16 protein-coding genes and 2 tRNA genes are annotated in these 18762 nt (G+C 71.7%); 3 read left to right on the forward strand and 15 right to left on the reverse strand.

All coding sequences use genetic code 11. The features are described 5' to 3' along the window. The 6 genes from mreC to NRO40_RS09465 all read right to left on the reverse strand — a co-directional run bounded on the left by mreC (window position 1) and on the right by NRO40_RS09465 (window position 7606). On the reverse strand, window positions 1-1008 hold the full coding sequence (gene mreC, locus NRO40_RS09440; protein WP_058945223.1) for a rod shape-determining protein MreC: 1008 nt from the start codon (window positions 1006-1008) through the stop codon (window positions 1-3). Between the two features lie 100 nt (window positions 1009-1108). Further along, window positions 1109-2128, reverse strand: a complete 1020-nt coding sequence (locus NRO40_RS09445; RefSeq protein ID WP_058945224.1) for a rod shape-determining protein — start codon at window positions 2126-2128, stop codon at window positions 1109-1111. A gap of 260 nt (window positions 2129-2388) precedes the next feature. Then, on the reverse strand, window positions 2389-2802 hold the full coding sequence (ndk, locus tag NRO40_RS09450) for a nucleoside-diphosphate kinase (RefSeq protein WP_058945225.1): 414 nt from the start codon (window positions 2800-2802) through the stop codon (window positions 2389-2391). A gap of 173 nt (window positions 2803-2975) precedes the next feature. After that, complete coding sequence (locus tag NRO40_RS09455) at window positions 2976-3323, reverse strand: DUF4233 domain-containing protein (protein WP_058945226.1); 348 nt, start codon at window positions 3321-3323, stop codon at window positions 2976-2978. Between the two features lie 4 nt (window positions 3324-3327). Then, a complete protein-coding gene (gene folC / locus NRO40_RS09460; RefSeq protein WP_058945228.1) occupies window positions 3328-4869 on the reverse strand; it encodes a bifunctional tetrahydrofolate synthase/dihydrofolate synthase in 1542 nt (513 codons plus the stop codon). Between the two features lie 115 nt (window positions 4870-4984). Then, window positions 4985-7606 carry a valine--tRNA ligase gene (locus tag NRO40_RS09465; RefSeq protein WP_257375373.1) on the reverse strand — a complete coding sequence of 874 codons (2622 nt, stop codon included), beginning with the start codon at window positions 7604-7606 and terminating at the stop codon, window positions 4985-4987. 138 nt (window positions 7607-7744) lie between these two features. Between NRO40_RS09465 and NRO40_RS09470 the strand changes: the two genes are divergently transcribed. Then, complete coding sequence (locus NRO40_RS09470) at window positions 7745-8713, forward strand: hypothetical protein (RefSeq protein ID WP_058945382.1); 969 nt, start codon at window positions 7745-7747, stop codon at window positions 8711-8713. Between the two features lie 78 nt (window positions 8714-8791). Here the strand turns inward: NRO40_RS09470 and clpX are convergent, their stop codons facing one another. The 5 genes from clpX to NRO40_RS09495 form a co-directional block, all read right to left on the reverse strand. Then, a complete protein-coding gene (clpX, locus tag NRO40_RS09475) occupies window positions 8792-10075 on the reverse strand; it encodes an ATP-dependent Clp protease ATP-binding subunit ClpX (RefSeq protein ID WP_257375374.1) in 1284 nt (427 codons plus the stop codon). A gap of 157 nt (window positions 10076-10232) precedes the next feature. Further along, window positions 10233-10892 (reverse strand): ATP-dependent Clp protease proteolytic subunit, encoded by a 660-nt coding sequence (locus tag NRO40_RS09480; RefSeq protein ID WP_058945381.1) that lies wholly within the window; start codon window positions 10890-10892, stop codon window positions 10233-10235. Between the two features lie 65 nt (window positions 10893-10957). Further along, a complete protein-coding gene (locus NRO40_RS09485) occupies window positions 10958-11575 on the reverse strand; it encodes an ATP-dependent Clp protease proteolytic subunit (RefSeq protein WP_058945380.1) in 618 nt (205 codons plus the stop codon). Between the two features lie 227 nt (window positions 11576-11802). Then, window positions 11803-13185, reverse strand: a complete 1383-nt coding sequence (tig, locus tag NRO40_RS09490) for a trigger factor (protein WP_058945379.1) — start codon at window positions 13183-13185, stop codon at window positions 11803-11805. Window positions 13186-13382: 197 nt separating this feature from the next. Beyond that, window positions 13383-13459, reverse strand: a tRNA-Pro gene (locus NRO40_RS09495). 139 nt (window positions 13460-13598) lie between these two features. On the opposite strand from NRO40_RS09495, the gene NRO40_RS09500 reads away from it, so the two are divergent. Continuing rightward, window positions 13599-13672: transfer RNA gene (locus NRO40_RS09500), tRNA-Gly, on the forward strand. A 177-nt stretch (window positions 13673-13849) separates the two neighbouring features. Here the strand turns inward: NRO40_RS09500 and NRO40_RS09505 are convergent. Next, window positions 13850-14044, reverse strand: coding sequence for a hypothetical protein (locus NRO40_RS09505; RefSeq protein ID WP_079047547.1), 195 nt, complete (start codon window positions 14042-14044; stop codon window positions 13850-13852). Between the two features lie 386 nt (window positions 14045-14430). Between NRO40_RS09505 and NRO40_RS09510 the strand changes: the two genes are divergently transcribed. Beyond that, window positions 14431-15624, forward strand: coding sequence for an acyltransferase family protein (locus tag NRO40_RS09510; protein WP_408056987.1), 1194 nt, complete (start codon window positions 14431-14433; stop codon window positions 15622-15624). On the opposite strand, the gene NRO40_RS09515 is transcribed toward NRO40_RS09510, so the two are convergent. The 3 genes from NRO40_RS09515 to NRO40_RS09525 form a co-directional block, all read right to left on the reverse strand. Further along, the gene (locus NRO40_RS09515; protein WP_058944232.1) at window positions 15611-16060 is read right to left on the reverse strand and encodes an HD domain-containing protein; all 450 of its coding nucleotides are present in this window, start codon (window positions 16058-16060) and stop codon (window positions 15611-15613) included. The two genes, NRO40_RS09510 and NRO40_RS09515, sit on opposite strands and share 14 nt — an antisense overlap. A gap of 100 nt (window positions 16061-16160) precedes the next feature. Next, window positions 16161-17309, reverse strand: a complete 1149-nt coding sequence (locus tag NRO40_RS09520; protein WP_058944233.1) for a PP2C family protein-serine/threonine phosphatase — start codon at window positions 17307-17309, stop codon at window positions 16161-16163. 642 nt (window positions 17310-17951) lie between these two features. Further along, on the reverse strand, window positions 17952-18761 hold the full coding sequence (locus NRO40_RS09525) for an Fpg/Nei family DNA glycosylase (protein ID WP_058944234.1): 810 nt from the start codon (window positions 18759-18761) through the stop codon (window positions 17952-17954). Between the last annotated feature and the right edge of the window lies 1 nt (window position 18762).

Below are 18762 nucleotides of genomic sequence, written 5' to 3' on the forward strand. Positions count from 1 at the left end.
CTACTCCTGCTCCTGCTCGTCGGTGCGGGCGGTCACGCCGGGCTGCGCCTCCGTCTGCCCCTCCCGCTCCCCCTGCGGCCGGTCGCCCTCGGCGGCCTCGGCGTTCGGGGACGGGGTGACCGTGACGGTGACGGTCGGGGCGGGCTTCGGCTTGGCGGGCAGGACCGTGTCGCGCGGGTCGGTGCGCGGCGGCTGGACGACGACGCCGACGATGTCGAGGCGGCTGAACGCGGCGTAGGAGCGGACGAACAGCCGGCGGGTCAGGTCGCCGCTGGACGGGTCGACGCGGATGACCTCGCCGACCGGGACGCCGGGGACGAACGGCCGGTCGGCCTGCGAGCCGAAGGTGACGAGCCGGTCGCCGGGCCGCACCTTGGCCTTGCCGTTGAGGAGCTGCACGGAGAGCGGGCGCTCGCCCTGGCCGGTGGCGAAGCCCAGCTCGTTGGTGCGCTCTATGCGGGTGCCGACGGTGAAGTCCGGGTCGTTGGCGAGGAGCACGGTGGCGGTGGAGGGGCCGACGGTGGTGACGCGGCCGACGAGGCCGTCGCCGTTGACGACGGTCATGTCGCGGCGGATGCCGTCGTGGGAGCCGGCGTCGATGGTGACCGTCCAGGAGAAGCCCTGCGCGGCTCCTATGGCGATGACTTCGGCCGCCTTGATGCCGTACTGGCCGGCGCCGGCCGTGCGCAGCAGCTTGTCGAGTTCGCGGACCCGGTTGCGGTTGCGGTCGTCGCTGCCGAGTCTCACCTTCAGCTCGGCGTTCTCCCGCTCCAGTCGTGCGATGCGGCTGTGGCGCTCGCCCGAGTCCCGCACGGCCCCGATGGCGTTGCCGATCGGGTCGACCGCGGAGGCGACGCCGTTCTCGACCGGGCCGAACACGGTGGCGGCGGCCCGCCGGGCTCCGTCGACGGGCGACTCCTCACCGCCGCGGATGTCGACCGTGATCAGCGCGAACGCCACGGCGACCAGCAGCGCCAGGAGCAGCCGGCTCTCTTTCGTGTCCCTCACGTGGGGCGGCCGTACCTTCCTCGTAGGAATGTTCATGCCGTTATACCAACGATCAGCCGTACGGGTCCGACAGCACCCGTACGGCTGACCGCGTCCGCCGTTACCTGCGGGGCTGGGCGTCCAGGACCTGCTGGAGCGCCTCGAACTCCTCCACGCACTTGCCGGAGCCGAGGGCCACGGAGTCGAGCGGGTCCTCGGCGATGTGGATCGGCATGCCCGTCTCGCGGCGCAGTCGCTCGTCGAGGCCGCGCAGCAGGGCGCCGCCGCCGGTGAGGACGATGCCGCGGTCCATGACGTCGCCGGAGAGCTCCGGCGGGCACTTGTCGAGGGTGGTCTTCACGGCGTCGACGATGGCGTTGACGGGTTCCTCGATGGCCTTGCGGACCTCGCCGGCCGAGATGACGACGGTCTTCGGCAGGCCGGAGACGAGGTCACGGCCGCGGATCTCGGTGTGCTCGTCCTCGCCGAGGTCGTACGCCGAACCGATGGTGATCTTGATCTGTTCGGCGGTGCGCTCACCGAGGAGGAGGCTGTACTCCTTCTTGATGTGCTGGATGATGGCGTTGTCCAGCTCGTCGCCGGCGACGCGGATGGACTGTGCCGTGACGATTCCCCCGAGGGAGATCACGGCGACCTCCGTGGTGCCGCCGCCGATGTCGACCACCATGTTGCCGGTGGCCTCGTGGACGGGCAGGCCGGAGCCGATGGCGGCGGCCATGGGCTCCTCGATGATGTGCACCTGGCGGGCACCGGCCTGCGTCGACGCCTCGATCACGGCGCGGCGCTCGACCCCGGTGATACCGGAGGGCACGCAGACGACGACCCGGGGGCGGGCCAGATAACGGCGCTTGTGGATTTTCAGGATGAAGTAGCGGAGCATCCGCTCGGTGATCTCGAAGTCGGCGATCACGCCGTCCTTCAGCGGCCGTACGGCGACGATGTTGCCGGGGGTCCGGCCGATCATCTTCTTCGCTTCCGCGCCGACCGCCAGGATGCCACCGGTGTTGGTGTTGATGGCGACGACCGACGGCTCGTTGAGGACGATGCCGCGACCCCTGACGTACACCAGCGTGTTGGCGGTCCCGAGGTCGACAGCCATGTCACGGCCGATGAACGACATAGAGTTCCCCTTGTTTCCCATGAGGAGCGTCGGGCCTTCCCATAGAGCGTTGACGGCTTCTCAGGACGGCGCGCTGGATCGTGTGGAGTGGAGGATTCCATCGTAGTGCCGCCTACGCGAACACCGCGCGGTGGTCCGCCTCTGTATAGGTGACGAGATGTCGGACCGATGCGTTCCCGATCATCGTCCTCATATGCCGGGGGGCGACCGAAATTCCATCGGTCGCCCCAGGGCGAGAGCGCTGTATGGCTGACAACAGGTCAGGAAAGACCGGGGAAGAAAATCTTCAGTTCCCGAATGGCGGACTCCTCCGAGTCCGAGGCGTGGATCAGGTTCTCGCGGACGATCGTGCCGTAGTCCCCCCGGATGGAGCCGGGCGCCGCGGCGATCGGGTCGGTCGGACCGGCCAGCCGGCGCACGCCCTCGATGACCCGCTCGCCCTCGACGACCAGCGCGACGACGGGGCCGGAGGACATGAAGGCGACGAGCGGCTCGTAGAAGGGCTTGCCCTGGTGCTCGCCGTAGTGCTGCTCCAGCGTCTCCTGGTCCAGCGTGCGCAGCTCCAGCGCGGTGATGCTCCAGCCGGCCTTGCGCTCGATACGGCCGATGATCTCGCCGATCAGGCCACGGCGGACGGCGTCGGGCTTGAGCAGGACGAGCGTGCGCTCGGTCATGGTGTGCGGCTCCTTGCAGGCCGGGGTGTGCGGTTCCGCCCGAGGTTACCCGGTGTGATCGGCGCCCCGGCACCCGGCTCCGGGTACGGCTCGCGACACCCCTCCGGGCGTCCCCCGTCCGGGTCTCGGGGCGGCCGAAACGGGCCGGCCGGGGGCCGCGACAGGGCCACGGGCTAGGGGGCCTCGGCGGTCTCCGCCGCCGCCCAGCGGGCCTTCGCCTCGTCGATCCGGCGGCCGTAGTGGATCGACGCCCACCACAGCCCGGCGAAGACGATGCCGAGGAAGAACATGACCGGCACGACGAAGCCGCTCGCCACCAGGGCGATCTGCAGCGCCCAACCCAGCTGGACGCCGCCCGGTCGGGTGAGCATCCCGCACAGCAGGACGGAGAGCAGCATCGCGACGCCGCACACCGTCCACACCGTGCCCGGGGAGAGGCTGTCGTCCTTCATGGCCACCAGCCCGGCGAAACCGATGACGAAGAACTCGCCGATCAGAGTCGAGGCGCAGAGCGTACGCATCGTGTCAGCCCTTCCGCAGGAGCAGCCGGGCTTCCCCGACCGTGATCACCGAACCCGTCACCAGCACACCCGCGCCCGCGAACTCGCCCTCTTCCTCGGCGAGCGTGATCGCCGCCTCCAGGGCGTCGTCGAGGCGCGGCTCGACGACGACCCGGTCCTCGCCGAAGACCTCCACCGCCACCGCGGCGAGGGCGTCGGGGTCCATGGCGCGGGGGGTGGAGTTCGCCGTGACGACGACCTCCGCGAAGATCGGCTCGAAGGCTTCGAGCACGCCGCGCACGTCCTTGTCCGCGCTCGCGCCGACCACGCCGATCAGCCGCGAGAAGCCGAACGCCTCCTGTACGCCCTCCGCGGCGGCCCGCGCCCCGGCGGGGTTGTGCGCGGCGTCGAGGACGACGGTCGGGCTGCGCCGGACGACCTCCAGGCGGCCCGGCGACGCCACCGAGGCGAACGCCCTGCGGACGGTGTCGAGGTCCAGCGGGCGGGCCTGCTGCGCGCCGATCCCGAAGAACGCCTCGACCGCGGCGAGCGCCACCGCGGCGTTGTGCGCCTGGTGCGCGCCGTACAGCGGCAGGAAGACGCCGTCGTACTCGCCGCCCAAGCCGCGCAGCGTCAGCAGCTGGCCGCCGACGGCGACCTCACGGGCGACGACGCCGAACTCCATGCCCTCGCGGGCGACGGTCGCGTCGACGTCCACGGCCTTCTTGAGCAGCACCTGCGCCGCGTCCACCGGCTGCTGCGCCAGGATGACGGTGGCGCCCTCCTTGATGACGCCGGCCTTCTCGCCGGCGATCTCCGCGGGGGTGCCGCCCAGCCGGTCGGTGTGGTCGAGCGAGATCGGCGTGACGACGGCGACGGAGGCGTCGATGACGTTCGTCGCGTCCCAGGTGCCGCCCATGCCCACCTCGACGACGGCCGCGTCGACCGGGGCGTCGGCGAAGGCGGCGTACGCCATCGCGGTGAGGACCTCGAAGAACGACAGCCGGTACTCCTGGCCGCTGTCGACCAGGTCGAGGTACGGCTGGACGTCCCGGTACGTCTCGACGAAGCGCTCGGCGCTGATCGGGGCGCCGTCGAGGCTGATCCGCTCGGTGATCATCTGGACGTGCGGCGAGGTGTACCGGCCGGTGCGCAGGTCGAACGCGCCGAGCAGCGCCTCGATCATGCGGGCCGTGGACGTCTTGCCGTTGGTGCCGGTGATGTGGACGGAGGGGTAGGCGCGCTGGGGGTCGCCGAGGACGTCCATGAGGGCGGCGATCCGCCGGACGGACGGCTCCAGCTTGGTCTCGCCCCAGCGGGTCGAGAGCTCCTGCTCGACCTCGCGCAGCGCCGCGTCGACCTCGGGGTCGGTGGGGCGCACCGGTACGGGGTCCCCCTGGGGCGGACCGGACTGGGCGCGCAGGGTGCGGCTGCCCGCCTCGATCACCGCCAGGTCGGGGTCTCGTTCGGTCTCCGCGTCCACGATGCCGTCGAAGTCGTCGGAGGCGTCGAAGGCGTCGCCGGTCGGGTGGTCGCTGGGGTCGCTGGACGAGGGCTGCTCACTCACGCCGTCCAGTCTACGGAGCGCCGCGGCCGCGGTCCGGCCGGACCCGCGCACTCGGCGGAGGACCGGCGAGGGCCCCGGAACCGTGCGGCTCCGGGGCCCTCGGCGGGCGGGCGGGTCAGCCCTGCGGCAGGTTCGCCAGCTGGTTGCCGATGCGGGCGATGTCCTCGTCCGCCTGGGCGAGTCGGGTGCGGATCTTCTCGACGACCTGGTCGGGCGCCTTGGCGAGGAACGCCTCGTTGCCCAGCTTCGCCTGGGCCTGGGCCCGCTCCTTCTCGGCCGCCGCCAGGTCCTTCGCCAGGCGCTTGCGCTCCGCGGCGACGTCGATCGTGCCCGACAGGTCGAGCGCGACCGTGGCGCCGGCGACCGGCAGGGAGGCGGTGGCGTGGAAGCCCTCGCCCTCCGGCTGGAGGCGCAGCAGCTGGCGGATGGCCGCCTCGTGCGGGGCGAGGTCCGTGCCGGCGAGGTCCAGGCGGGCCGGGACCTTCTGGCCGGGCTGGAGGCCCTGGTCGGAACGGAAGCGGCGCACCTCGGTGACGACGCGCTGGACGAGCTCGATCTCGCGCTCGGCCGCGTCGTCACGGAAGCCGCTGTCGCGCGGCCAGTCGGCGACGACGAGGGACTCGCCGCCCGTGAGCGTCGTCCACAGGGTGTCGGTGACGAAGGGGACCACCGGGTGCAGCAGGCGCAGCATCACGTCGAGGACCTCGCCGAGGACCCGGCCGGAGACCCGGGCCTGCTCGCCGCCCGCGAAGAACGTCGTCTTCGACAGCTCGACGTACCAGTCGAAGACCTCGTCCCACGCGAAGTGGTAGAGCGCGTCGGAGAGCTTCGCGAACTCGAAGTCCTCGTAGAACGCGTCGACTTCGGCGACCGTCTTGTTCAGGCGGGAGAGGATCCACCGGTCCGTGGCGGACATCCGCGACGGGTCCGGCAGCGGGCCCTCGACCGTCGCGCCGTTCATCAGCGCGAAGCGGGTGGCGTTCCAGATCTTGTTGGCGAAGTTCCGGGAGGCCTGGACCCAGTCCTCGCCGATCGGGACGTCGGTGCCGGGGTTGGCGCCGCGGGCGAGGGTGAAGCGGACGGCGTCGGAGCCGTACGCGTCCATCCAGTCCAGCGGGTCGACGACGTTGCCGAAGGACTTCGACATCTTCTTGCCGCGCTCGTCGCGGACGAGGCCGGTCAGCGCGATGGTCTTGAAGGGGACCTCGCCGTCCATCGCGTACAGGCCGAACATCATCATCCGGGCGACCCAGAAGAAGATGATGTCGTGGCCCGTGAGCAGGACGTCGGTCGCGTAGAACTTCTCCAGGTCCGGGGTGTGCTCAGGCCAGCCGAGCGTGGAGAACGGCCACAGGCCGGAGGAGAACCACGTGTCCAGGACGTCCGTGTCCTGCGTCCAGCCCTCGCCCGCCGGAGCCTCGTCGTCCGGTCCGACGCAGACGACCTCGCCGTTCGGCCCGTACCAGACGGGGATGCGGTGGCCCCACCACAGCTGGCGCGAGATGCACCAGTCGTGCATGTTGTCGACCCAGTCGAAGTACCGCTTCGACATGTCCTCCGGGTGGATCTTCACCCGGCCGTCGCGGACCGCGTCGCCGGCGGCCTGCGCGAGCGGGCCGACCTTGACCCACCACTGCATCGACAGGCGCGGCTCGATGGTGGTCCGGCAGCGGGAGCAGTGGCCCACGGAGTGGACGTACGGCCGCTTCTCGGCGACGATCCGGCCCTGCTCGCGCAGCGCGCCGACCACGGAGGAGCGCGCCTCGAACCGGTCCAGGCCCTGGAAGGGACCGTGGACGGTGATGACGCCGCGCTCGTCCATGATGGTCAGGGACTCCAGGCCGTGGCGCTGGCCGATGGCGAAGTCGTTCGGGTCGTGGGCCGGGGTCACCTTGACGGCGCCGGTGCCGAACTCCGGGTCGACGTGCGCGTCGGCGACGACGGGGATCGTACGGTCCGTCAGCGGCAGCTTGATGCGCTTGCCCACCAGGTGGCGGTACCGCTCGTCGTCCGGGTGGACGGCGACGGCCGTGTCGCCGAGCATCGTCTCGGCGCGGGTGGTGGCGACGACCAGGCTGTCCTCGCCCTCGCCGTACCGGATGGAGACGAGCTCGCCGTCGTCCTCCTGGTACTCCACCTCGATGTCCGAGATCGCCGTCAGGCAGCGCGGGCACCAGTTGATGATGCGCTCGGCGCGGTAGATCAGCTCGTCGTCGTAGAGCTTCTTGAAGATGGTCTGGACGGCCTTCGACAGGCCCTCGTCCATGGTGAACCGCTCACGCGACCAGTCGACGCCGTCACCGAGGCGGCGCATCTGGCCCAGGATCCGGCCGCCGTACTCCTCCTTCCACTGCCAGACCCGCCGGACGAACTCCTCGCGGCCCAGGTCCTGGCGGGACTTGCCCTCCTCGGCGAGCTGCTGCTCGACCTTGTTCTGGGTGGCGATGCCGGCGTGGTCCATGCCGGGCAGCCACAGCGCCTCGTACCCCTGCATGCGCTTGCGGCGCGTGAGGGCGTCCATGAGGGTGTGCTGGAAGGCGTGGCCCAGGTGGAGGCTGCCGGTGACGTTCGGCGGCGGGATGACGATGGTGTAGGCGGGCTTGGAGCTGGTGGCCTCGGCCGTGAAGTAACCGCGCTCCACCCAGCGCTCGTACAGCTTCCCCTCTACCTCGGCCGGCGCGTACTGGGTCGGCAGTTCGGGGACGGATGCGGGCTGCTGCTGAGTGTTCTCGGTCACCGGGCCAGTTTAGAGGTGTCACAGGCGCGTACTGAAACGGGAATGTTCCGTGACGGTGTGCACCCCGGCGGCCTCGGCGGGGCCCGCTTCGGCCACTATGTGGGGAACGAATGAACGTCTGGATGGGGGAACCCTTCGATGAGCTACAACCAGCCGGGCCCGTACGGTGGACCGCCCCAGCAGCCCGGGCCGTACGGTCAGCCGGGCCCCTACGGGCAGCAGCCCGGCCCTTACGGCCAGCCCCCGCAGGCGCCCCAGCCCGGCTACGGCTACCCGCAGCAGGCCCCGCCGCCGCAGCCCGACTACGGGTACCCGCAGCAGCAGCCGAACCCGTACGGCCAGCCCCCGCAGCCGGGCGCGTACGGCCAGCCCCCGCAGCAGCCGCAGTACGGCGGCGCCCCCGGCGGCTACCCGGGTGCCCCGGTGCCGCCGGCGCCGAAGAAGAAGACGGGTCTGATCATCGGGGTGACCGCGGGTGTCGCGGCGCTGGCGGTCGGGGCGTGGTTCGTCTTCGGCGGCGGCCTGGGCGGCGGCCTGGAGGACGACGGCCCGCACAAGCTGACGGCGCCGGAGACGGTCCTCACCGAGTACAAGCGCTCCTCCAAGGGGGGCACGGACAACGCCGACATGGTCAAGGACATGGAGAAGGCCGGCGTCCAGGGCGGCACCTCCGTGACGGGGGCGTACACCACGATCGACCCGAAGAAGATCGACCTGACCAACCCGTCCGCCTCGCCCGAGCTGATGACGGCGAAGTCCGTCTCGTTCAGCGGTGTCTACGGCACGATCGCCGACCCGGGGAAGACCCTCGACGCCTACTTCGCCAGTGTGGACGCGGAGGCGAAGAAGGACACGACCAGCAAGTCGAAGCTCATCGGCTCCCCGGAGGAGATGGAGCCGGACGGCTTCAACGGCCTGATGAAGTGCCAGTCGGTCGAGGGCGAGAACATGATGACGAAGCAGCGCCAGACGAGCTGGTTCTGCGCCTGGTCCGACCACAGCACCTTCGCCGTGGTCTACGCCGGCCAGGCCACGACCGGCCTGGGCAAGGACGCGGCGGCGAAGATCACCGCCGACCTCCGCAAGGAGATCCGCGTCAAGGCGTGAGCCGCACGCACGACGACAGGGCGCCCGGCCGGTTCGGTGAACCGGCCGGGCGCCCTGTCGTCGTGGTGGAGCCGCGCGCTACGCGCTCTTCTCGTGGCGGCCCTGGTCCTTGACGACCCGGGGCACCAGCGTGGGGTTGACGTTGTTGTGGACGACGTCCTCGGTGACGACGACGCGGGCCACGTCCTTGCGGGACGGGACCTCGTACATCACCGACATCAGGACCTCCTCCATGATGGCGCGCAGGCCGCGCGCGCCGGTGCCGCGGAGGATGGCCTGGTCGGCGATGGCCTCCAGGGCCGGCCGGTCGAAGTCCAGCTCCACGCCGTCGAGTTCGAAGAGGCGCTGGTACTGCTTCACCAGGGCGTTGCGCGGCTCGACGAGGATCTTCAGCAGCGCCTCGCGGTCCAGGTTGTGGACGGAGGTGATGACGGGGAGTCGGCCGATGAACTCGGGGATCATCCCGAACTTCACCAGGTCCTCCGGCATGACCTCCTGGAACTGGTCGCTCGCCTCGATCTCGCGCTTGGAGCGGATCGTCGCGCCGAAGCCGATGCCCTTCGCGCCCGCCCGGGACTCGATGATCTTCTCCAGTCCGGCGAAGGCACCGCCCACGATGAACAGGACGTTCGTCGTGTCGATCTGGATGAACTCCTGGTGCGGGTGCTTGCGGCCGCCCTGCGGCGGGACGGAGGCGGTCGTGCCCTCCAGGATCTTCAGCAGCGCCTGCTGCACGCCCTCACCGGAGACGTCCCGTGTGATGGACGGGTTTTCACTCTTACGGGCGACCTTGTCGATCTCGTCGATGTAGATGATGCCCGTCTCGGCCTTCTTGACGTCGTAGTCGGCCGCCTGGATGAGCTTCAGGAGGATGTTCTCGACGTCCTCGCCGACATAGCCGGCCTCCGTCAGCGCCGTCGCGTCGGCGATGGCGAACGGCACGTTCAGCATGCGGGCGAGGGTCTGGGCCAGGAGCGTCTTGCCGGAGCCCGTCGGGCCCAGCAGCAGGATGTTGGACTTGGCCAGTTCGATCGCGTCGTCCCGGCCCTGCGCGCCGCCGTTCTCACCGGCCTGGACGCGCTTGTAGTGGTTGTACACCGCGACCGACAGGGCCTTCTTCGCGGGCTCCTGCCCGACGACGTACCCCTCGAGGAACTCGTAGATCTCGCGGGGCTTGGGGAGTTCCTCCCAGCGCACCTCGCTCGTCTCGGCGAGTTCCTCCTCGATGATTTCGTTGCAGAGGTCGATGCACTCGTCGCAGATGTACACACCGGGGCCTGCGATGAGCTTCTTCACCTGCTTCTGGCTCTTTCCGCAGAACGAGCACTTGAGCAGGTCGCCGCCATCACCGATGCGTGCCACGAGGTGCTTCCCCTTCGCCTGGGAGCGGCTTGTTCGCAGCCGACTCCTGGTGCCTCATATCCGACGGTACCTTGCCGGGCCCCCCGTTCGGGCCCCCCTTGGCACGGTTGGCGCGGACGGGTGTCCGCGGCGGGCCGCGCCAAGGGAAGGTCGAGCGTCAGGCCGCCGCGGCCGCCGTGCTCTTGCGGGTCGAGACGATCTGGTCGATCAGGCCGTACGCCAGGGCGTCCTCGGCCGTGAGGATCTTGTCACGCTCGATGTCGTCACGGATCTTCTCGATCGGGGTGCTGGAGTGCTTGGCCAGCATCTCCTCCAGCTGCGTGCGCATGCGGAGGATCTCGTTGGCCGCGATCTCCAGGTCGGAGAGCTGCTCGCGGCCGGTGCCGCCGGACGGCTGGTGGATCAGCACGCGGGCGTTGGGCAGCGCCATGCGCTTGCCCGGCGTGCCGGCGGCCAGCAGGACGGCCGCGGCGGAGGCCGCCTGGCCCATGCAGACCGTCTGGATGTCCGGCTTCACGAACTGCATCGTGTCGTAGATCGCCGTCAGCGCCGTGAAGGAGCCGCCGGGGCTGTTGATGTAGACCGAGATGTCCCGGTCGGGGTCCATCGACTCCAGGCACAGCAGCTGCGCCATGACGTCGTTGGCGGAGGCGTCGTCGATCTGCACGCCGAGGAAGATCACGCGCTCCTCGAAGAGCTTGGCGTACGGGTCGTACTCGCGCACGCCCTGGGAGGTGCGCTCGACGAAGCGCGGGACGACGTAGCGGCTGTCCACCTGCGGGCCGGTGTAGAGGCCGCTCGCGGAGAAGTTGCTCATGGGGTGTTCACCATCCTGGTGGCGTTCGACGGGCTGGGGCTGGGGGACGGAGGCGGGGCGGCCGCTCAGGCGCCGGTGCCGCCACCGCCCGGAACGCCCGAGGCGGCGGAGATGATCTCGTCGATCAGGCCGTAGTCCTTGGCCTCCTCCGCGGTGAACCAGCGGTCGCGGTCACCGTCGCGGATGATCGTCTCGACGGTCTGGCCCGAGTGCCGCGCGGTGATCTCGGCCATGCGGCGCTTCGTGCGGAGCAGGTACTCGGCCTGGATCTTGATGTCGGAGGCGGTGCCGCCGATGCCGGCGGAGCCCTGGTGCATCAGGATGTCGGTGTTCGGCAGGGCGAAGCGCTTGCCCGTCGCGCCGCCGGTGAGCAGGAACTGCCCCATCGACGCGGCCATGCCCATGCCGATCGTGACCACGTCGTTCGGGATGTACTGCATGGTGTCGTAGATCGCCATGCCGGCCGTGACCGAACCGCCGGGGCTGTTGATGTACAGGTAGACGTCCTTGTCCGGGTCGGCGGCCAGGAGGAGCATCTGGGCGGTGATCTTGTTGGCGATGTCGTCGTCGACCTGCTGGCCGAGGAAGATGATCCGCTCGCCGAGCAGCCGGTTGTAGACATGGTCGCCGAGGCCACCACCGATGGACGGCTCACCCGCGGCGTAAGGCTTCAGATTCGTCACGTATCCACCTGCTCGTCTCCGACGGCCGCGGCGGCCGTCTCAGCGTCTGTCGTACTGGGGGCGGGTACTCCCCTGCCCTCGTCTTCATGGACCCTAACGCGCAGGTGGGCGGGCGCCATCCCGGTTCCCGAACTGTTCGCTGGGAGCGCAAGGTTCCGTGAGTACGGCGGCGGGCCCCGGGCGCGCGAAGCGTCCGGAGCCCGCCGCGGAGCTCAGGGCGAGGCCGCTCAGGCCTCGGTCTTCTCCTCGGTGGTGTCGGCGGCCTCGGCCGCCTCCTCCACCTCGTCCGTGTCGTCGGAGTCGTCGTCCAGGACGACGGGCTCGCCCTCGGTGTCGACGACCTTGGCGGACTCGACGACCAGGGCCAGGGCCTTGCCGCGGGCGACCTCGCCGACGAGCATCGGGACCTGGTTGCCCTCGACGACGGCCTGCGCGAACTGGTCCGGGCTCATGCCGGAGGACGCGGCGCGGCGCATCAGGTGCTCGGTCAGCTCTTCCTGGTTGACGTTGAGCTTCTCGCGGGAGACGAGCTCGTCGAGGATGAACTGGGTCTTGATGCCCTTGACCGCCTGCTCCTTGGTCTCGGCGTCGAACTCCTCGACCGTCTTGCCCTGGAGCTCCAGGTACTTCTCCAGCGTGAGGCCCATCTGGCCGAGCTGGTGGTGCTCCAGGTTGTGCTTGCGGGTGTTGACCTCGTCCTCGAGGAGCTTCTCGGGGATCGGGACCTCGACCAGCTTCAGCAGCTCGTCCAGGACGCGCTCCTGCGCCTGCGTGGCCTGGTCGTACTGCTTCATGTTCTCGAGGCGCTTGCGGCTGTCGGCCTTGAGCTCGTCGAGGGTGTCGAACTCGCTCGCCATCTGGGCGAACTCGTCGTCCAGCTCGGGGAGCTCGCGGGCGGCGACGGTGGTGACCTTGACGGTGACCTGCGCCTCCTTGCCCTCGGCGGAGCCGCCCTTCAGCGTGGAGGTGAAGGTGGCCTCGCCACCGGCCTCCAGGCCGGTCACGGCCTCGTCGATGCCGTCGAGCAGCTCGTCGGAGCCGATGGTGTACTGCACGCCCTCGGCGACGCCGTCGGCCAGGACCTCGCCGTCGACCTCGGCCCGCAGGTCGATCGTCACGACGTCGCCCTCGGCGGCGGCGCGCTCGACCGGGGAGGTGGACGCGAAGCGCTCGCGCAGCTGCTCGACCGACTTCTCGACGTCCTCGTCATCGACCTCGACCGCGTCGACGGTGACCTCGATGCCGGAGTAGTCCGGGATCTCGATCGCCGGGCGGATGTCGACCTCGGCGGTGAAGGCCAGCAGCTCGCCGTCCTTCAGCTCGGTGATGTCGACCTCGGGCTGGCCCAGCGGGTTGACGTCCGCCTCGTTGACCGCCTCGGTGTAGAGCTTCGGCAGGGCGTCGTTGACGGCCTCCTCCAGCACCGCACCACGGCCGAACCGCTGGTCGATGACCCGGGCCGGGATCTTGCCCTTACGGAAGCCCTTGACCGTGACCTGCTGGTTGATCTTCTTGTACGCCGCGTCGAGGCTGGCCTTGAGCTCCTCGAAGGGCACCTCGACAGTGAGCCGAACCCGGGTCGGGTTCAGGGTCTCCACGGCGCTCTTCACGGTTCGGTCTCCTTGGTGGCTGTTCTGGGTTTCAGCTGGGCGCTGACTGCGGCGTCCCAGCGGATCGGCCCGGTCAGAGAGACACACGGGCACGCAGCTTGCATAGTAACCGCAAGCAGTAGCCGCCCCACAACGTGATCTTGATTTGCGTCGCCTGCGCGCACGGGGGTGGTCGCGTGCGCGCGGAGGGGTGTGTGTGGTCGGGGTGGCGGGATTTGAACCCACGGCCTTCCGCTCCCAAAGCGGACGCGCTACCAAGCTGCGCCACACCCCGTCGGTGCGACACGTAGGGTACATGCCCGCGGGCGCTGCGTCGGCACATATAGCGGTGTGCGACGGGGGCCGCGGACCCGCTACGATGCACTACGTGCCGCGGCCGTCGCTCCAGTGGTGACGCGCGCGGTGCGCCGCTCGCGGGCGTAGCTCAATGGTAGAGCCCTAGTCTTCCAAACTAGCTACGCGGGTTCGATTCCCGTCGCCCGCTCCACGGCACTCCGGCCCGGCCGGGACCCTCGGGTCCCGGCCGGGCCGGAGTCGTTCCCCCGGTCACCCACGAGTCGGGCGCAGGGCGTGCGCGTCGCGGGCCGCGCGCAGGGCGTGCCCGGGTCGCCCGCCGGGGCGCCGCCCGGGCGGGCCGGTATGGCCGGAAGACGCCGGCTCCCGCCTAGAAGTTGATCTTGCTGATGGACGCGGCTATCTCGTTCAGCACCTTGGTGATGGTGGGCCCGAGGCCCGAGGACGCCAGGAAGAAGCCGAAGAGCGCGGCGACCACGGCGGGTCCCGCCTTGATCGAACCGCTGCGGATCATCACGACCAGGACGATCGCCAACAGCAGCACCACGGACAGCGAAATAGCCACCAGTTCACCCCTCGGTCGGTCCGCCAGCACGGCCCGGGGGGCACACGGCCCGGCACTCCCCCGCCCGTCGACCATCGTGCCACCAACGGCCCGTTTCATGCTGCCCCGTGACGGATCGTGGAAAGCGCGGGCGGGCCACCGGGCCGGGTGGACCCGGGCGGCGTACGGAGGTACGGGAATTCCGCGACGGAATGCGCGGGAATCCTCCCCAAGCGCCCGCGAGTCCGCCACAGGAAATCCGCACGAGTGCCGACCGGGGTGTTCTCCGGCCATGGACGGCGGGGAGAATCGCGCCCTTTGTCACGGATTTATGGTGGCAAGTCGGGCGGTGCGCTCCGCGTGGTGATCGATTTCCCGAATTTTTCGGGAGGCCGCGGGGCGCGGCTATGGTGCCTCGGATGTTCCAGCCACGCCACGCAGAACACAGTCAGCGGGACGCCTACTTCGACAACGCCAAGTACCTGGCGATCGTGCTCGTCGCGGTGGGCCACGCCTGGGAGCCGGTCATGGAGGGCAGCCGCGCGACGCGGGCGCTCTACATGCTCGTCTACGCCTTCCACATGCCGGCGTTCGTGATCATCTCCGGATACTTCTCGCGCGGCTTCACCTGCCGTCCCGACCAGCTGCGCAGGCTCGTCTCCGGCGTCGCCGTGCCGTACCTGGTCTTCGAGGTCGCGTACACGCTCTACCGGCGCTGGGCCGAGGACGCGCCGGGGACGGCCTTCTCGCTGACCGACCCCTTCTACCTCACGTGGTTCCTGGTGGCGCTCTTCGTCTGGCGGCTCTCCGCGCCGCTGTGGCGGGCCCTGCGCCACCCCCTGCCGGTCGCGGTGGCCGTCGCCGCGCTCGCCTCGCTGACCCCGCGCATCGCGGCGGACCTGGACCTCCAGCGGGTGCTGCAGTTCCTGCCGTTCTTCGTGCTGGGGCTGTGCCTGCGCGAGGAGCACTTCCGGCTGCTGCGGCGGCGGGCGGTGCGGGTGGCGGCCGGGGTGCTCGCGGTGATCGCGCCGGTCGTGGCGTACGCGGTGGCCCCGCACGTGCGGATGGGCTGGTTCTACCGGAACACGAGCGCCCAGGAGCTCGACGCCGCGTGGTGGGCGGGGCCGGTGGCGACGGTCGCCCTCGGCGCGTGCGCGCTGGTGCTGACGGCGGCGTTCCTGGCGTGGGTGCCGGCGCGGCGGACCTGGTTCACGGTCCTCGGGGCGGGCAGCGTCTGCGGCTACCTGCTGCACGGATTCGCGGTGAAGGCCCTCCAGTACTGGCGGCTCGTCGACGCCTACGAGGTGCTGGCCACGCCGGCCGGGCGGGTCGGTCTGACGGTGGCGGCCGCCGCCGGCGTGACGCTGATGTGCACCCCGCCCGTGCGGCGGGCGCTGCGGTGGGCGGTCGAACCGCGCCTGGAGTGGGCGTTCCGCCGTACGCCCCCGGCCGCCGCCGCGGCGGGGACGGACGCCGGCGGGGCGGGCGGCGCAGGGCCCCGGGCGGGCGACGGCGGGGCCCCCGGCGGGTCGCGGGCGCACGGGGCCGGCGGGCCGGAGCGGGCGGTGGCGGCCTGCGCCGGGGCGGTCAGCCGGCCGTGAGGCCGAGGAGCCGCCGCATGTGCGCGTACTTGGCGGTCAGCCGGTCGCGGGTCGGCGCGTCCAGGGCGGCGAGCCGGTCCGGGTCGGCGTTGTGCGCGAGGTCGGCCTCCTTGACGAGGCGGGCGCCCGGCACGGCGAGGATCCGGGCGGCGTAGCGGGCCGGGTCCTCGCCGGGGTGCTTGGTCAGCGCGAGGACGATGTCCTTGACCTCCTGCGGCAGCGCCGCGGCCGCCAGCCACTCGGCCGTCAGCGCGTCGTCCTCGACCGCGTCGTGCAGCCAGGCCGCGGCGACCTGCCCGTCGGTACCGCCGCCTGCCCGGACGCCGTCCGCGACGGCCCGCAGGTGCTCGGCGTAGGGCCGTCCCGCCTTGTCCTTCTGCCCGGCGTGGGCGCGGCGCGCGAGGGCTTCGACCTGCGGGAGCGAGAGGTGCGGCATGGCGGCGACTGTACGCCGACGGGAGGCCGGGCCCGACGGGTGCCCCGGACGGCGTGCGGGGTACGGACGGGGTGCGGGGTACGGACCGGGGGCGCGGGGCTCAGGCGTCGCGGGAGACGATCAGCAGTGCCCGGTCGTCGTTGACGTCCTTGGCGCACGCCTCGATCAGGTGCCAGGCCGCGCCGCGGAAGCCGGAGGTGACGTACCGGTCCGCCTCGCCGGTGAGCCGGTCGATGCCCTCGGCGATGTCGCGGTCGGCCGCCTCGACGAGACCGTCGGTGAAGAGCATCAGCACGTCCCCGGGGCGCAGGCTGCCCTTGAGGCCGTGGAACTCGGCGCCGTCGTACACGCCGAGCAGCGGCCCGTCGGCGGCCTTCTCCTCCCAGCGGCCGCTGCCCGCGTGGAGCTGGAGGGCGGGGAGGTGGCCGGCGGAGAGCAGTTCGTAGTCGCCGGACTCCAGGTCGAGGACGAGGTGGATGGAGGTGGCGAACCCCTCGTCCCAGTCCTGGCGGAGCAGGTAGCCGTTGGCGGCCGGGAGGAAGCCGTGCGGCGGGAGGGAGCCGAGGAGGCCGCCGAAGGCGCCGGAGAGCAGCAGGGCGCGGGATCCGGCGTCCATCCCCTTGCCGGAGACGTCGGTGAGGACGACCTCCAGCGTGCGGCCGCCGTGGGTGCGCGCGGCGACGACGAAGTCGCCGGAGAACGACTGGCCGCCGGCCGGCCGCAGCGCCATCTCGCGGTGCCAGCCGGCGGGCAGCGGCGGCAGCGCGCTCTGGACGCGGATGCGTTCGCGCAGGTCGAAGAGCATGGTGCCGCCGCGCCGCCAGGGCACGCCGACGCGGGCCCGGAACTGGGCGATCAGCAGCCCGAAGAGGCCGCACGCCGCGACGACGAGGACCGTGCCGGGGGTGACCCGGGCGGCGCCCTCGGTGTACGGGCCGAGGACGGCCGACTCTACGATCAGCGCGGCGGCGGCAGCGGCGTAGAGCCCCAGCAGGCTGGCGGGGCGCAGCAGCAGGCCGCCGGCGACGATCGGCAGGACGAGGGTCTCCGGCGCGCACCACACGGGGGTGGCGAGGGTGGCGAACAGGATCGCCGGGATGGTGAGGAAGAGGCCGGCGAGGGCGATCCAGTCGGAGCCGTCGCCGCGGAAGTAGTCGACGGCGGACTTGCGCAGCGCGACGCGGACCCGGTGGGCCGCCTTGCGGTACCGGGCCGTGTACGCGGCGATCCGCTGTGCGCTACGAGCCATTGGCCTGGACCCTATCCACCCGGGTGGGCGGCGCGCAGGGGGACCCCCGTGACATTGCGTTCGAAATCGGTCCCCGCGGCGCGGGAGGGGCCCGTACGCCTGGCATATGCCCGGTACGGGACGGCTCCGGGGCGGGCCGGGGAGGTGCTCCGCCCTCGTCCCGATGGCGCGGCGGTGGCTGGACGGTCCGGCGCGGACGGCCGGTGCGGGCCCCGGTCGGCCCCGCGCCGGTGGCGGCACCGGCGCGGCACCGTAGCCGGACCGCGGTGGGCGCCCGTCTACGCAGCCGCGCACGCCGCCCGGCGGCCCACCCCGGGCACGCCGCCGGGTACGGATGGCGTACGGCGCCGGGCGGCGGCTCGGGCAGGTCGGGCGGTGCCGGTGGACCGGGCGGCACCCGGCGGGCGTCCGGGGGCGGCCGGCCCGGGCGGGACCGGGGGCACAGGCGGGACCGGGGGCACAGGCGGGACCGGGGGCACAGGCGGGACCGGGGGCACAGGCGGGGCCGGGGCCCGGGCGGGGCCTGGAGGGGCTTGCCGGCCGGGCGGCTCCGGCGGGGCCGGGCCGCTCAGGCCGGCCGGGCCGCTCAGGCGGGGGACGCGGGTCGCAGTGCCCGGGCGGCGCGGGTGGGCCGGTGGGGGATCAGGCGGGCTGGCAGGTGGGGCACCAGAAGAGGTTGCGGGCGGCGAGGCCGGCGGCGCGGACCTCCCCGCCGCAGACGTGGCAGGGCTGCCCGGCCCGGCGGTAGACGTACACCTCGCCGCCGTGGTCGTCGACGCGCGGCGGGCGGCCCATCGCCTCGGGGGTGTGCTCCGGGCGGACCGTGTCGATGCGGTTGTGGCGGACGCCCTCGCGCATCAGCGCCACGAGGTCCTGCCAGAGCGCGGTCCACTCCTCGCGGCGGAGGTCGCGGCCGGCGCGGTACGGGTCGATGCCGTGCCGGAACAGCACCTCGGCCCGGTAGACGTTGCCGACGCCCGCGACGACCTTCTGGTCCATGAGGAGGGCGGCGACGGTCGTGCGGGACCGCGAGATCCGGCGCCACGCCCGGTCCGGGTCGTCGCCGGGCCGCAGCGGGTCGGGGCCGAGCCGGTCGTGGACCGCCTGCTTCTCGGGCTCCGTGACGAGGGCGCAGGTCGTGGGGCCGCGCAGGTCGACGTAGGCGTCGGCGTCGGCGATCCGCAGGCGCACCGTGTCGGTGGGCGGCGGCGCGGGGGCCGGGCCGAAGGCGACCTTGCCGAAGAGACCGAGGTGGATGTGGACCCACTCCTCGGGGCCGAAGCCGAGGAAGAGATGCTTGCCGTGGGCTTCGGCGGTGCGCAGCACGGAGCCGTCCAGGAGGGCCGCGGCGTCCGAGAACTTGCCCTGCGGGCTGCTCACCCGCACGGGCCGGCCGCCGAACCGCTCGCGGTGGTCGACGGCCAGCCGGTGGATCGTGTGCCCTTCGGGCAAG

The sequence above is a fragment of the Streptomyces changanensis genome, from assembly GCF_024600715.1.
Classification (GTDB): domain Bacteria; phylum Actinomycetota; class Actinomycetes; order Streptomycetales; family Streptomycetaceae; genus Streptomyces; species Streptomyces changanensis.

Coding starts and splice junctions, on each gene's coding strand:
- NRO40_RS09445 (WP_058945224.1), bottom strand. CDS start 2,128: ATGTCGTTCATCGGCCGTGACATGGCTGTCGACCTCGGGACCGCCAAC.
- ndk (WP_058945225.1), bottom strand. CDS start 2,802: ATGACCGAGCGCACGCTCGTCCTGCTCAAGCCCGACGCCGTCCGCCGT.
- NRO40_RS09455 (WP_058945226.1), bottom strand. CDS start 3,323: ATGCGTACGCTCTGCGCCTCGACTCTGATCGGCGAGTTCTTCGTCATC.
- NRO40_RS09470 (WP_058945382.1), top strand. CDS start 7,745: ATGAGCTACAACCAGCCGGGCCCGTACGGTGGACCGCCCCAGCAGCCC.
- NRO40_RS09480 (WP_058945381.1), bottom strand. CDS start 10,892: ATGAGCAACTTCTCCGCGAGCGGCCTCTACACCGGCCCGCAGGTGGAC.
- NRO40_RS09510 (WP_408056987.1), top strand. CDS start 14,431: ATGGTGCCTCGGATGTTCCAGCCACGCCACGCAGAACACAGTCAGCGG.
- NRO40_RS09515 (WP_058944232.1), bottom strand. CDS start 16,060: ATGCCGCACCTCTCGCTCCCGCAGGTCGAAGCCCTCGCGCGCCGCGCC.
- NRO40_RS09520 (WP_058944233.1), bottom strand. CDS start 17,309: ATGGCTCGTAGCGCACAGCGGATCGCCGCGTACACGGCCCGGTACCGC.